At 66.9% G+C, this 13,639-nt stretch carries 10 protein-coding genes; 5 read left to right on the forward strand and 5 right to left on the reverse strand.

All coding sequences use genetic code 11. The features are described 5' to 3' along the window. Positions 1–56 precede the first annotated feature (56 nt). Positions 57–1,070 (forward strand): low-specificity L-threonine aldolase, encoded by a 1,014-nt coding sequence (gene ltaE / locus QRN34_RS05450; protein ID WP_285403077.1) that lies wholly within the window; start codon positions 57–59, stop codon positions 1,068–1,070. Here the strand turns inward: ltaE and QRN34_RS05455 are convergent. The 4 genes from QRN34_RS05455 to QRN34_RS05470 all read right to left on the reverse strand — a co-directional run bounded on the left by QRN34_RS05455 (position 1,064) and on the right by QRN34_RS05470 (position 4,181). Continuing rightward, positions 1,064–1,843, reverse strand: a complete 780-nt coding sequence (locus QRN34_RS05455) for an N-acetylmuramoyl-L-alanine amidase (RefSeq protein ID WP_285402711.1) — start codon at positions 1,841–1,843, stop codon at positions 1,064–1,066. The two genes, ltaE and QRN34_RS05455, sit on opposite strands and share 7 nt — an antisense overlap. Beyond that, positions 1,840–2,280, reverse strand: a complete 441-nt coding sequence (locus QRN34_RS05460) for a hypothetical protein (protein WP_285402713.1) — start codon at positions 2,278–2,280, stop codon at positions 1,840–1,842. The genes QRN34_RS05455 and QRN34_RS05460 overlap by 4 nt, the downstream gene beginning before the upstream one ends. A 90-nt stretch (positions 2,281–2,370) precedes the next feature. Next, positions 2,371–3,486 carry a cell division protein ZapE gene (gene zapE, locus QRN34_RS05465; RefSeq protein WP_285402715.1) on the reverse strand — a complete coding sequence of 372 codons (1,116 nt, stop codon included), beginning with the start codon at positions 3,484–3,486 and terminating at the stop codon, positions 2,371–2,373. Then, positions 3,483–4,181 carry an alpha/beta hydrolase gene (locus tag QRN34_RS05470; protein ID WP_285402717.1) on the reverse strand — a complete coding sequence of 233 codons (699 nt, stop codon included), beginning with the start codon at positions 4,179–4,181 and terminating at the stop codon, positions 3,483–3,485. Before QRN34_RS05470 ends, zapE begins: the two co-directional genes overlap by 4 nt. A 48-nt stretch (positions 4,182–4,229) precedes the next feature. On the opposite strand from QRN34_RS05470, the gene QRN34_RS05475 reads away from it, so the two are divergent. Next, positions 4,230–4,868, forward strand: a complete 639-nt coding sequence (locus tag QRN34_RS05475) for an ACP phosphodiesterase (protein WP_285402719.1) — start codon at positions 4,230–4,232, stop codon at positions 4,866–4,868. Here the strand turns inward: QRN34_RS05475 and QRN34_RS05480 are convergent. After that, positions 4,840–5,337: a c-type cytochrome gene (locus tag QRN34_RS05480; protein ID WP_285403079.1), complete on the reverse strand. Its 498-nt coding sequence runs from the start codon at positions 5,335–5,337 to the stop codon at positions 4,840–4,842. The two genes, QRN34_RS05475 and QRN34_RS05480, sit on opposite strands and share 29 nt — an antisense overlap. Before the next feature lie 347 nt (positions 5,338–5,684). Between QRN34_RS05480 and QRN34_RS05485 the strand changes: the two genes are divergently transcribed. From QRN34_RS05485 to QRN34_RS05495, 3 genes are all read left to right on the forward strand, one after another. Beyond that, positions 5,685–6,941 carry an efflux RND transporter periplasmic adaptor subunit gene (locus QRN34_RS05485; RefSeq protein WP_285402721.1) on the forward strand — a complete coding sequence of 419 codons (1,257 nt, stop codon included), beginning with the start codon at positions 5,685–5,687 and terminating at the stop codon, positions 6,939–6,941. Between the two features lie 69 nt (positions 6,942–7,010). Beyond that, on the forward strand, positions 7,011–10,259 hold the full coding sequence (locus QRN34_RS05490) for an efflux RND transporter permease subunit (RefSeq protein WP_285402723.1): 3,249 nt from the start codon (positions 7,011–7,013) through the stop codon (positions 10,257–10,259). 133 nt (positions 10,260–10,392) lie between these two features. Then, complete coding sequence (locus QRN34_RS05495; protein ID WP_285402725.1) at positions 10,393–13,518, forward strand: efflux RND transporter permease subunit; 3,126 nt, start codon at positions 10,393–10,395, stop codon at positions 13,516–13,518. Positions 13,519–13,639: the final 121 nt, after the last annotated feature.

Consider the following 13,639-nt stretch of genomic DNA (forward strand, 5'->3'; position numbering starts at 1 on the left):
TTCGTGAACGGCTCGCGTACCATCGGTCACCCGATATGTCCTTGCGTGCCGCGCTCATGAAAACCGTCGACCTGCGTAGCGATACCGTCACCCAGCCCTCCGAGGCCATGCGCGAGGCCATGTGGCGCGCACCGGTCGGTGACGACGTCTATGGCGAGGACCCGACGGTGAATGCGCTGCAGGAACGCCTCGCCGGCGAACTGGGGTTTACCGCCGCGCTGTTCGTGCCGACCGGCACGCAGAGCAACCTGCTCGCGCTGATGAGCCACTGCGAGCGCGGCGATGAATACATCGTCGGCGCGGACGCCCATACGTATCGCTTCGAAGGCGGCGGCGCGGCGGTGCTGGGATCGATCCAGCCCCAGCCCATTCCCCAGGCCGCCGACGGCACGCTGCCATTGGACCGGGTCGAGGCCGCGATCAAGCCGGTCGATCCGCACTTCGCCCGCTCGCGGCTGCTTGCACTGGAAAACACCTGGCATGGCCGCGCGCTCCCCTTCGATTACCTGGCGCAGGCGCGTGAGCTGGCGACTCGCCGACATCTCGGCCTGCACCTCGACGGTGCACGCCTCTACAACGCTGCCATTGCCTACGGCCGGCCCGCCCGTGAGGTCACGGCGGGCTTCGACAGCGTGTCCGTCTGCCTGTCCAAGGGGCTGGGGGCGCCGGTGGGCTCCGTGCTGCTCGGCGACACGGCGTTGATCGAACGCGCCAGGCGCTGGCGCAAGGTGGCAGGCGGCGGCTGGCGCCAGGCCGGCATGCTGGCTGCGGCGGCCATGTATGCGCTGGATCACCATGTGGAGCGCCTGGCGGAGGATCACGCGCGTGCCGGTCGTCTGGCCGCCGGGCTGCGCGCCGTCGACGGTCTTGTCGTCACGGGTTGCCATACCAACATGGTGTTCGTCGACGTTCCGGCGGATCGGCTGAAGGATCTCGCCGCGCACATGGCCCAGGCGGGTATACGCCTGAGCATTGGCTACCTGCCGTCGGTCCGGCTGGTGACCCATCGGGACATCGACGACGAAGGCGTCGAGCGGACCATCGCCGCGTTTGCGGACTTCGCCTACTGACGCGGCGCCATCAGCTTGCGTTGCAACGAGTAGAGGATGGCCGCGTCGGTGGCATCCAGCGTGGGCGATTCCATGCCGCGATAGTGGCGGTGGAAGGCGATGATGGCGTTGCGGGGATTGGACACGTCGTAGCCCACGAGCCGGATGGCGGCGAGGCTGTCGAAGCCGGTGGGTGCGGGCACGAGCGTGGCATCGGGCCACAGGCCGAAGCCGTAGCGCGCCAGCGTCGCCCATGGGAAGAGGGCGCTGGGATCGTTCTTGCGGCCCGGCGCGATATCGCCGTGACCGACCACGGCCTGCCGCGGGATACCCAGCCGCGACGTGACGTCGCCCAGCAGGGCGATCAACGCCTGGATCTGGGCGGGCGTGAAAGCCGACACGCCATCGTTGTCGATCTCGATGCCGATGGATGACGAGTTGATGTCCGTCATGTCGGCCCAGTGGGCCGCGCCGGCATGCCAGGCACGCTGGCTCTCGTCGACGAGCTGGTCGATGCGCCCGTCCATCTCCACCAGGTAGTGGGCGCTGACCGGACCCTCGCTGTTGCGGGTGCGCAGCACACGCAACGCCGCACCGGCATCGCCGATGGACGTGTGGTGCAGGACGATGAGCTGCGCCTTGCGCGCGTTGAAGTTCGGCGAAGGCGTCCAGTGCGCGAGCGCACTGCGTTGCGGTGCGACGGTCGGTGCCCCGGCGCAGGCCGTGAGCAGCACGGCAAGCAAAACGCCCGCTACGGTGCGGGCGTGCCTGGCGAGGCGGGTGCGGTGGATCATTCGGTGCGGAAATCGCTGCTGGTGATGACCCACTCGATTTCGTCGCCCACGTCGCCCACGTCGTTCTTCGAGGCGACGACGATGTGCAGGTCGACGCAATCGTGGCCCTCGGAAAGCCATTCGGTCTTCTCCAGGTCCATGTGTGCGTCCTTCAGGGCGGCGCGCAGCGTAGGCATGTCGGAGGGGAAAAGCGTGATGCCCTCATGGGTGAGCGTGCCGCCGATGACCTCGATGTCGCACAGCTTGTCGTCGAGGAAACGCAGGCGGACCCATTCCGTGCCGCCGGTATCGGTGTATTCGTCCTCGTCGTCCCAGAGGGACTCGCCGCCGGCCTTCCAGCCGAGGGCCTCGCGGAGCTTCTTGCGTGGCATGCCGAAGAAAATATCGGTGTCGCCGCGGCGAATGCCGCGACCCGGAATCAGTTCGCAATGGTCCATGGCGTTCCTCGTCAGGTGGCGCGGGATGCCCGCCCGTAAAGCATGAAGCTGCAAGCATGCGGCCTTCCAGCCGTCGCTGTCCACGGCGTATCAGGGCTTATGGTCACGCCCAAGGTAGTCCTCGCTCTGCATCTCGATCAGCCGTGACTCGGTACGCCCGAATTCCGCACGCAGCTTCGCCCCATCGTAGATCTCGGTGATCGGCGCAGCGGCCGAGATCACCAGCTTGACGTGGCGGTCGTAGAACTCGTCGACCAGCAGCACGAAACGCTTGGCCTCGTTCTCGGTGAACACGGTGAACTGCGGCACGCCGGACAGGATGACCGTGGGATACGTCTTCGCCAGTTCGATGTAATCGGCGACGGCGCGCGGGCCCTCGCACAGGGCGGCAAAATCGAACCAGACGATGGTGTCGGCGCGCTTGCGCACGGGAATGTCGCGCCCGTTGATGGTGATGTCGCCCCCTTCCACCGTGTCGCCCTGCGCCTGCGTGGAAAAGATCCGCGCCAGGGAAAGCTCGGCCTCGACGCCCGGGGGCACCAGGTACACCGAGGCCTGGCTGAGCGCGCGCAGGCGCCAGTCGCGCGGCGAGACCATCTCGTGCACGACGCAATGTGCCTCGATCGCCGCGATGGCGGGCAGGAAGCGGGCACGCTGCAGGCCGTCGCGGTACAGGCCTGGGGGCGGCGTGTTGGAGGTGGTGACCAGCGCGACGCCGCGCGCGAACAGGCCGTCGAGCAGGCCTGCGAGGATCATCGCGTCGCCGATGTCGGAGACGAGGAACTCGTCGAGGCAGAGCACGCGGCATTTCAGCGCGATCTGTTCGGCCACTTCGTCCAGCGGGTTCTGGCGCTCGCCCAGGTCGCGCAGCATGCCGTGCACTTCCAGCATGAAACGGTGGAAATGGCGGCGAAGCGCCAGGCCGGGCGCGAGGCTGGAGACGAACAGGTCCATCAGGAAGGTCTTGCCACGGCCCACGCTGCCCCACAGGTACAGTCCCGACACCGCCTGGCGCGGTTCGCTGGCCAGCATGTTGCGCAGGCGGCCGAACAGACCGCCCCCCGTGACGGGCGCCGGCGCGCACAGTGCGGCATGCAGGCGGTCGAACTGGGCGATGACGGGCAACTGGGCGGGGTCCGATTCCCAGCGATGGCCCGCGATGCCGTCCCGGTAGCGCTCGCCGGGTGTCAATGCCGTGCAGGTCATGCGGCGTCCGGCCTCGGCGGCCAGTCCTTCACCGCGTTCTTGATCGCGCCGCGCAGATCCATCAGCCGGCGATGGAAGAAGTGACTGGTGTCTTCCATCCTCACCAGATGTGGCCGACGGGCTTCAGGAAGGCCGTCGATCCAGTCGTAGACGGCCTGGGGCTCGACGATCTCGTCGGCGTCGCCCATCACCACCAGCCACGGGCAGGAGGGGAGCTCCAGCTCGGAGAAATCCCAGCCACGACCGGCGGCCGGCGGGGCGATGCTGATAAGCGCACCGGCGTCCAGACGTGCGGCATTGCGCAGGGTGACATAGCTGCCGAAGGAGAACCCGGCCAGCCACAGCGTGGCGCCCGGGCGGGCCCGACGCGCCCAGGCAACGACCGCCGCGAGGTCGTCGCTCTCGCCGATGCCGTTGTCGAACGGGCCCTCGGAGGCGCCTACGCTGCGGAAATTGAAGATCACCGTGTCCACGCCCGACTCGCGCAGCGACCGTTCGATCATGGTCACCACCTTGTTGTGCATGCTGCCCCCGTCGGTGGACAGCGGGTGGCAGATGACGGCAACGGCTTGGCGACGATGTTCCGCGTCGCTCGGCTTGGCTTCGCATTCGAGCTTGCCTGCGGGGCCGGCCAGCGCGAAGCTCAGGGTCTCGTCCGGAAAATGCTCCGGCGCTGTAGGTAGAAGTGCGCTCATGCCCTCCATGATAACCGGTGGCCGTTCACGACGCGGTGGGTTGGGCTCGTGAACGTGCTTGCGCACGCGCTGCTGGCGGGTAACGACACCGCGTTGCGCCTGGGCGGCGCCATGGGCGACTTCGTGCACGGCACGCCGGGCGACCACCTGCCGCCGGGTGTGCGGCAGGGCATCTACCTGCACCGGGCCATCGACAGCTTCACCGACTCACACGCCGAGGTGCGCGCCGCCCGTGAGCGCATGCCGCCGCCGTTCCGGCGCTATGCGGGCATCCTGCTGGACATGTGGTTCGACCACTGCCTGGCGCGCGATTTCGACCGCTGGTCCGACCAGCCGCTGGATCGATACGCCAGGGGGCTGCGCAGGGAACTCCATGATGCCGGGCCCCTGCTGCCCGACGCCCTGAAGCGCTTCCTGGGGTACATGGACGCCAATGACCTGCCGGCGGGTTACCGGGATGCCGCCGCCATCGGCAAGGCGCTGCGCGGTATCTCGCAACGGCTGTCGCGGGCCAACCCCCTGGCCGAGGCCATGCCGCTGCTGCTGGCCGAGGACGAGGTGCTGAAGGCCACCTTCGAGAGGTTCTTCCCGCAGTTGCGGGCTTTTGCGGCGCACTGGGTAGCCGAGCGCACGGCGGGATCCCCGGTGGTGGATGGCCTTACTTGGCCTGGTCGGCCATCCACTTGACGGTGTTGGTGACCTGCTCGTCCGTCAGCGACGGATTGCCGCCCTTGGCGGGCATGTGGTTGCCATCGGGGCCGGTGTAGCCCTCAATCGCGTGCTTGGTCAGCGTGGCGATGCCTTCGGCAAGGCGGGCCGACCAGGCGGCCTTGTCACCCAGCTTCGGCGCACCGGCCACACCGGCGGTGTGGCAGCTGTGGCAGAGGTTGTCGTAGATGGTCTTGCCGTCGGTGCTGCCACCGTAGGCCACCTGGGCCGCGGCGGCCTTGGCGGCGGCATCCTGCGCGGCCTGCATGGCGGCGCGGCCGGTGTCACCCGCGTAGACCGCCCCGACGGGCGCGATGCGTGCTTCGGTGCGCTTGGCGACCGCCGGGTCCTGGTCCTTGGGGATGTGGCTATAGATGATGTAGGCCACCACCATCAGGACGAGGGCCAGGACGCTCAGGCCGGCCGTCAGCAGCGAAAACTGACGCATGAAGTTCTGGTCGGACTTGCTTGGAGAACCGCTCACGCATTCACTCCACTGGATTTGGGTGTGCCGTCCCCCTCCCCGGGCTCCGGCGTGCCTGCAAGCCGCGTTGCGGCGCTAACCGGGCGAGTATAACGGAACCTCCGCACGTGTCAGCGGTCCCGGATACGCCCTTCCGCGGGCCGGCGGCCACGCCCCCAAGGGGCAAACCGTGCCGTCAGTCATGCTGTACCCCTGTCAACCGGCATTGTTCAATGCCGTTCCCGTAACCCTATATTGTCGTCGTCGAACCTTATCTTCGCGCGAACGGACGGCAACGACCCGTCGTCCGGCTATCCACCTGGGAGTGTTTCATGTCGCGTTTCTGGAAAATCGCGCTGGCCGTCGTCGTCGTCGTGCTGATCGCGGGCTTCTTCGTCGCTCGCCACCACCGGGCCAAGGGAGCCGATTCCTCGGCCACCGCCAGTGCGCAGGCCAACGGCGAGGGGCAGGGCAAGGACCAGCCGCCGGTGCCGGTCACGGTCGTTCCCGTGATCAGCCAGGATGTCCCGGTCTACCTGACCGCGCTGGGCACCGTGCAGGCGCGCAACACGGTGACCGTGCGCCCGCAGGTCGGCGGCCAGCTGATGAAGCTGAACTTCCAGGAAGGCCAGGAAGTGAAGAAGGGCGACGTGATCGCCGAGATCGACCCGCGCACCATCCAGTCGAACTACGACCAGGCGGTGGCGAGACTCAAGCAGGACCAGGCGCTCGCGGCCACGGCGAAGAACAACCTCGACCGCTCGCAGAACCTCGTCAGCAAGGGCGGCCAGCAATACGTGTCCAAGCAGGACCTGGACAACCTCAAGAACAGCCTTGACCAGGCCGCGGCCACGGCCAACGCCGACCAGGCCGCCATTCGTGCCGCCCAGGTGCAATTGGGCTTCACCAAGGTCATCGCGCCGATCGACGGCCTGGCGGGCATCCGCTCGGTGGATGCGGGCAACATCGTGGCTACCACGGACGCCATCGTCACCCTGACCGAGCTGCATCCCATCTACGTGATGTTCTACCTGCCCGAGAAAAACCTCGACATGGTGCGCAGCTCCGTCGGTGGCGAGGGCCTGTCGCAGCTGGAGGTCTCCGCGCTGGATCGCGTCGATGCCCACCCCATCGCCACCGGTCATCTGGACGTCATCGACAACACCATCGACACCACCACGGGCACCTTCCGCCTGCGCTCGCTGTTCGACAACGACAAGACCCAGCTGTGGCCGGGCCAGTTCGTCAACGTGCAGCTGAAGGTGCGCACGGTGAAGGACGGCCTGGTGGTGCCGTCGCAGGCGGTGCAGCGCGGGCCGGACGGCGACTATGTCTACCTCGTGCAGGGCGACAACACGGTCAAGATGCAGGCGGTGGAAACCGCCAGCGAGGTGGGCGACAGCCACGTGCTGCTGAGCAAGGGCGTGAAGCTGGGCGACAAGATCGTCACCGAGGGCCAGTTCCGCCTCAAGCCCGGCTCCAAGGTGCAGCCGCTCGCCCCGGGCCAGGTGCCCGCCGCGCCCACGGCGGACGAGCTGCAGAAGGCCAAGACCGGTCAGCAGGGTCGCCAGGGCGGCGGTCGCCGCTGACAAGGCGTGGCGCGCTCATGACGGGCGCGCCGCCACCGGACCGCAAGGTCCCGACACCAGGACTTACCCGTGGGTTTTTCGACACTCTTCATTCGCCGACCGATCGCGACCTCGCTGCTGATGGTGGCGGTGCTGTTGCTCGGCATCCTCGGCTACCGCCAGTTGCCGGTGTCGGCGCTGCCGGAAATCGATGCCCCCAGCCTGGTCGTCACCACCCAGTACCCCGGTGCCAGCGCATCCACCATGGCGGCCCTGGTCACCACGCCCCTGGAGCGCAACTTCGGCCAAATTTCCGGCCTGGGCTCGATGAGTTCGGATTCCTCGGCGGGCCTGTCTACGATCGTCCTGCAGTTCAACATGGATCGGGACATCGACATCGCCGCGCAGGACGTGCAGGCGGCGATCAACCAGGCGCGGGGCACGCTGCCGAACAACCTGCCTTACCCGCCCGTCTACAACCGCGTGAACCCGGCCGACGCGCCGATCATGACCCTGATGCTCACCTCCGACAGCCTGCCGCTGCGTGACGTGAACAACTACGCCGATTCGATCATCGCCCAGAAGCTCGCGCAGGTGCAGGGCGTGGGCCTGGTTTCGATCGCCGGCAACGTGCGCCCCGCCGTGCGCATCCAGGTCAATCCCGCGCAGCTGGCCAACCTCGGCCTGACCATGGAGGACGTGCGCAGCTCGCTCACGCAGGCCAACGTCAACGCACCCAAGGGCACGCTCAACGGCAAGACCCAGTCCTACAGCATCGGCACCAACGACCAGCTGTCCGATGCCGCGGAATACAAGGGCACGATCATCAGCTACAAGAACGGCGCGCCCGTGCGCCTGTCCGACGTGGCCAACGTGATCGACGGCGTGGAAAACGACCAGCTGGCCGCCTGGGCCAACGGCAAGCCGGCGGTGCTGCTGGATATCCGTCGCCAGCCCGGTGCGAACATCGTGCAGACGGTGCAGCAGATCCGGCAGACCATTCCCGACCTGCAGAAGGTGCTGCCGGCGGATGTGCACCTGAAGATCTTCTCCGATCGCACCATCACCATCCGCGCGTCGGTGGAGGACGTCCAGTTCACGCTGATCCTCACCATCTGCCTGGTGGTGGCGGTGATCTTCGTCTTCCTGCGCCGCCTGTGGGCCACGGTGATCCCGTCGGTCGCGGTGCCGCTGTCGCTGATGGGTACCTTCGGCGTCATGGCGTTCGCCGGCATGTCGCTGGACAACCTCTCGCTGATGGCGCTGGCGGTGGCCACCGGCTTCGTGGTCGACGATGCCATCGTGATGATCGAGAACATCGTCCGCTACATCGAGCAGGGCCAGGACGCCAAGACCGCGGCCGAGGTGGGCGCGAAGGAAATCGGCTTCACGGTGCTGTCGCTGACCGTCTCGCTGGTGGCCGTGTTCCTGCCGCTGCTGCTGATGCCGGGCGTTACCGGGCGCCTGTTCCACGAGTTCGCCTGGGTGCTGACCATCGCCGTCATCATCTCGATGCTGATCTCGTTGACGCTCACGCCGATGATGTGCGCCTACCTGCTCAAGGCCGACCAGCTGCCGGAAGCGGAGGACGCCCACGAGCACGCCACGGCGTCCGGCAAGCACACGGCCTGGTCGCGGCTGGTCGACGGCTACGGTCGCAGCCTGGACTGGGTACTCGACCATCGCCCGCTGACGATGATCGTCGCGGCGCTCACCGTGGCGCTCACGGTCGTGCTCTACATCGTGATCCCGAAGGGCCTGCTGCCCGAGCAGGACACCGGCATGATCACGGCGGTGGTACAGGCCGACCAGAACGTGGCCTTCCCGCAGATGGAAGACCGTACCAAGGCCGTCGCCGATGCGTTGGCGAAGGACCCGGCGGTGGCCGGTGTCGCCGCCTTCATCGGCGCCGGCTCGATCAACCCCACGCTCAACCAGGGTCAGCTGTCGCTGGTGCTCAAGGATCGCGGCGATCGCGACGACCTCGACACCGTGCTGCCGCGGCTGCAGAAGGCCGTCGCCAACATCGCTGGCGTGGCGCTCTACCTCAAGCCCGTGCAGGACGTGACGCTGGATACCCAGGTGTCCGCCACCGAATACCAGTACTCGCTGTCCGACGTGAACTCGACCGAACTGGCCGGGTACGCGCAGCAGATGACGTCCGCGTTGCGCAAGCGCAAGGAACTGGCCGACGTCGACAACAACCTGGCCGACCAGGGCACCGCGCTGAAGCTGACCATCGACCGTGATAGTGCCAGCCGTCTGGGCGTGCCGGTGCAGACCATCGACGACACGCTCTACGACGCCTACGGGCAGCGGCAGATATCGACCATCTTCACCCAGCTCAACCAGTACCGCGTGGTGCTGGAAGTGGCGCCGGAGTTCCGCAACAGTGCCGACCTGCTCAACAAGCTGACGGTGCGCGGCAACGGCAACGGTGCGCTGACCGGCTCCAACGCCACCAGCTTCGGCCAGCTGGCGTCGAGCAACTCGGCCACGCCGTCGGGCATCGGCAACAGCGGCAACGTCGGCTTCCAGGTCGGTGGCGGCGGCAACATTCCCATCGCCGCGCTGGCCAGCGCCGTCGTCACTACGGCGCCGCTGGTGGTCACCCACCTGCAGCAGCTGCCGGCGGTCACCGTGTCGTTCAACCTCGCGCCGGGTGAGTCGCTGTCCTCGGCCGTGGAAGCGATCCACGAGGTGGAGAAGCAACTCAACTTCCCGCCGCAGGTGCGCGGTCAGTTCATCGGCAAGGCGGCGGAATTCTCTTCCTCGGTCGGCGACGAAGTGCTTCTGCTGCTGGCATCCATCATCGTGATCTACATCGTGCTGGGCGTGCTCTACGAGAGCTACATCCATCCGCTGACGATCATTTCCACCCTGCCGCCCGCGGGCGTGGGCGCCCTGCTTGCGCTGATCCTGTGCGGCATGACCCTGTCGGTCGACGGCATCGTGGGCATCGTGCTGCTGATCGGCATCGTGAAGAAGAACGCGATCATGATGATCGACTTCGCCATCGAGGCGAAGCGCACCGGCCTGAATGCGCACGACGCCATCCGCCGCGCATGCCTGCTGCGCTTCCGCCCGATCATGATGACCACCGCCGCGGCCTTGCTGGGTGCGTTGCCGCTCGCGCTGGGCAACGGTATCGGTTCGGAGCTGCGCAAGCCGCTGGGTGTCTCCATCGTGGGCGGCCTGCTGCTGTCGCAGCTGGTCACGCTGTACACCACGCCGGTGATCTACCTCTACATGGAGCGGTTCTCCGACTGGCTGGCGGAACGCAAACGGCAGCGCGCCCTGGCCCACGAGGCGGCACTGCCCCGGCCCACCGGGCGATGACGCCAGTCGCAGGCCTGCCTGGAACCACCCCTTTTCGCCGGACGGCACCCCGTCCGGCGAAACCTTTTTCCGGATGGTGCGTTAGGACGGAATCATTCCGCGCCGATCCGAGCACGATGCAGCGTTTTCCGACATGAATATCTCCGGTCCGTTCATTCGCCGTCCGATCGGCACGTCGCTGCTGGCCATCGGCATCTTCGTGATCGGCGTCATCTGCTACTCGCTGCTCGGCGTGGCGGCGTTGCCGGCCATCCAGTTCCCGGCCATCTTCGTGCAGGCGCAGCAATCGGGCGCGGACGCCAGCACCATGGCCTCCACGGTGGCCGCCCCGCTGGAGCGCCATCTGGGCCAGGTGCCCGGCGTCGAGTCCATGCGGTCGAACAGCTCGGAGGGCAGTGCCTTCGTCCTGCTGTTCTTCCAGAACGGCACCAACATCGACGCGGCGGCGCGCGACGTGCAGTCGGCGATCAACGCGGCCCAGCCCGACCTGCCCACCGGCCTGCTCAACGCCCCGTCCTACGAGAAGGCCAACCCGAACGACGATCCGGTGATCGTGCTGGCGCTCACCTCCGACACGGTGGCGCCCACGGCGCTGTACAACGTGGCCGACTCCATCCTCGCGCAGCGGCTGCGCCAGCAGGAGGGCATTGCCTCGGTGGACATCGCTGGCAGCGCGACGCCGGCCATCCGCGTCGACGTCAACCTGCGCGCACTGAACGCGATGGGCCTGTCGCCGGATCAGTTGCGCAATGCGCTCACCGCCGCCAACGTCACCTCGCCGCAGGGGTTCCTCTCCGACGGCAAGACGACCATGGCGGTGACGGCCACGGATTCGCTGCATACCGCCGACGAATTCGCCAAATTGATCATCGGCGTGAACAACAGCGTGCCGATCCGCCTGTCCGACGTGGCCAAGGTGTACGACGGCCAGCAGGACGCGTTCCAGGCGGCCTGGTTCAACGGCAAGCCCGGCATCCTGATGTACGTGTACCGCAAGTCGGATGCCAACGTCATCGATACGGTGGACCGGATCAAGGCGCAGATTCCCACCATGCAGACCTGGCTGCCGGCCGGTGTGCAGCTGCATTCGTTCTTCGACGGTACCCCGACCATTCGCGCGTCGCTGCACGAGGTGCAGGCCACGCTGCTGATCAGCCTGGCGATGGTCATCATGACGATGGCGCTGTTCCTGCGCCGCCTCGCCCCCACGGTGATCGCCGGCCTGACGGTGCCGCTGTCGCTGGCCGGTGCGTTCACAGTCATGTACGCCTTCGGTTACACCCTGAACAACCTGACGCTGCTGGCGCTGGTGATCGCCATCGGCTTCGTAGTCGATGACGCGATCGTGGTGATCGAGAACGTCATCCGCCACATGGACGAGGGCATCCCGCGGTTCGAGGCGGCCTTGCTGGGTGCGCGCGAAATCGGTTTCACCATCGTGTCGATCACCGGTTCGCTGGTGGCGGTGTTCATTCCGCTGCTGCTCGCACCGGGCGTCATCGGCATGTTCTTCAAGGAGTTCACGGTCACCCTGGTGGCGGCCATCCTGGTCTCGGCGGTGATCTCGCTGACCCTGACACCTTCATTGTGCGCGCATTTCCTTACCGCGCACGCCAACGACGAGCCGGAGTCGAAGTTCGGTCGCGCGCTCGAGCGCATGCACGAGCGCATGGTCGGCGTCTATCGCCGCGCACTCGACTGGACCCTGCGCCATGCCCTGTTGATGGCGCTCACGCCGCTGGTGCTGGTCGGCATCACCATCGTGCTGTTCGGCATGATCAAGGCCGGTTTCTTCCCCCCGCAGGACACTGGCCTGATCGGCGCGCGCGCCACGTCCAGTTCCACGGTGTCGTTCGACGAGATGCAGGCGCGCCAGACCCGGCTCACCGACATGCTGCTGGCCGATCCGGCGGTGAAGGCCGTCGGCTCGCGCCTGGGTACCAGCCGCACCGGCTCCACCGGGCAGTTCAACATCGAACTGAAGACGGTGGCGGAAGGGCGCAAGGGCACCACGTTCGACGTGCTGGATCGCCTTTCGGCGGCGGCCAACAAGTACCCCGACCTCAACCTGCGCCTGCGTCCCATCCAGGACCTGCCCACGGGCGGTGGCGGCGGCTCGTCGCAGGGTGGCCAGTATTCGGTGTCGCTCAAGGGCAACGACATCGTCGAGCTGCAGACGTGGCTGCCGAAGCTCGTGGACGCGCTGAAGAAGAACAAGATGCTGACCGATGTCGGCAGCGATATCGACGCGCAGGGCCTGCGCCAGAACATGGTGATCGACCGCGACACGGCCGCACGCCTGGGCGTGTCCATCGGCAACATCGACGGCGCCTTGTACAACGCGTTCGGCCAGCGTGCGGTGTCCACCATCTATTCGGACATCAACCAGTACCGCGTCATCGTCAACGCGCTGCCGCAGATGGCCGCCACGCCGGAATCGCTCAACCAGATCTACGTGCGCTCCGACAGCGGCGCCATGGTGCCCATGTCCGCGGTGGCACGCCAGGAGCCCGGCCTGGCGCCCAGCCAGATCGTGCATGAGGACCAGTACACGAGCATGGGCGTCAGCTTCAACCTCGCTCCCAACGTGAGCATGGGCGAGGCCATGGTCATCATCCAGAAGACCATCGACGGCATGCGCATGCCCGGTGACATCCGCCTGGATGCGGGCAGCGATTTCCGTCGCTTCCAGCAGTCGCAGAGCGACATGCCGCTGCTGATCCTCGCCGCCATCGTCGTGGTCTACCTGCTGATGGGCATGCTGTACGAGAGCCTGATCCATCCCGTGACCATCATCTCGACCCTGCCTGCCGCCGGCGTGGGCGCGCTGGCGGCGCTGGTCATCACCGATACCGAGTTGTCGGTGGTGGCGATGATCGCGCTGGTGCTGCTCATCGGCATCGTCAAGAAGAACGCGATCATGATGATCGACTTCGCGCTGGTGGCGGAGCGCGAGCATCACCTCACCTCGAAGGAAGCGATCCGCGAGGCCTGCCTGGTGCGCTTTCGCCCGATCATGATGACCACCATGGTGGCCATCCTGGCAGCGCTGCCGCTGGCGATCGGCCTCGGCGAAGGTTCCGAGCTGCGACGCCCGCTGGGTATCGCGATGATCGGCGGCCTGCTGATCTCGCAGAGCCTCACCCTGCTGTCGACTCCGGCGCTGTACGTGATCTTCGCCTGCCTTTCCGAGCGCTGGAAGACGCGCAAGGCACGCCGCGCCGAAAAACGCGCACTCCGCCTGAACAAACCCGCGTAACGGTGACCATCACGGCGCAAACTGCAAACGACGCTGTGTAGGAGCGCACGATGTGCGCGATGGGGTTTGCCGCGATGCGGGGGTACCGCGTCGCCGCCCTGTTGGTTTTTCGCGCACATCG

Source organism: Luteibacter sp. ME-Dv--P-043b (genome assembly GCF_030209605.1).
Lineage (GTDB): Bacteria > Pseudomonadota > Gammaproteobacteria > Xanthomonadales > Rhodanobacteraceae > Luteibacter.

Bases quoted from the DNA above. Each gene is read 5' to 3' on its own strand.
- ltaE (WP_285403077.1), top strand. From the start codon at position 57: ATGAAAACCGTCGACCTGCGTAGCGATACCGTCACCCAGCCCTCCGAG.
- QRN34_RS05455 (WP_285402711.1), bottom strand. From the start codon at position 1,843: ATGATCCACCGCACCCGCCTCGCCAGGCACGCCCGCACCGTAGCGGGC.
- QRN34_RS05460 (WP_285402713.1), bottom strand. From the start codon at position 2,280: ATGGACCATTGCGAACTGATTCCGGGTCGCGGCATTCGCCGCGGCGAC.
- zapE (WP_285402715.1), bottom strand. From the start codon at position 3,486: ATGACCTGCACGGCATTGACACCCGGCGAGCGCTACCGGGACGGCATC.
- QRN34_RS05470 (WP_285402717.1), bottom strand. From the start codon at position 4,181: ATGAGCGCACTTCTACCTACAGCGCCGGAGCATTTTCCGGACGAGACC.
- QRN34_RS05480 (WP_285403079.1), bottom strand. From the start codon at position 5,337: ATGCGTCAGTTTTCGCTGCTGACGGCCGGCCTGAGCGTCCTGGCCCTC.
- QRN34_RS05485 (WP_285402721.1), top strand. From the start codon at position 5,685: ATGTCGCGTTTCTGGAAAATCGCGCTGGCCGTCGTCGTCGTCGTGCTG.
- QRN34_RS05495 (WP_285402725.1), top strand. From the start codon at position 10,393: ATGAATATCTCCGGTCCGTTCATTCGCCGTCCGATCGGCACGTCGCTG.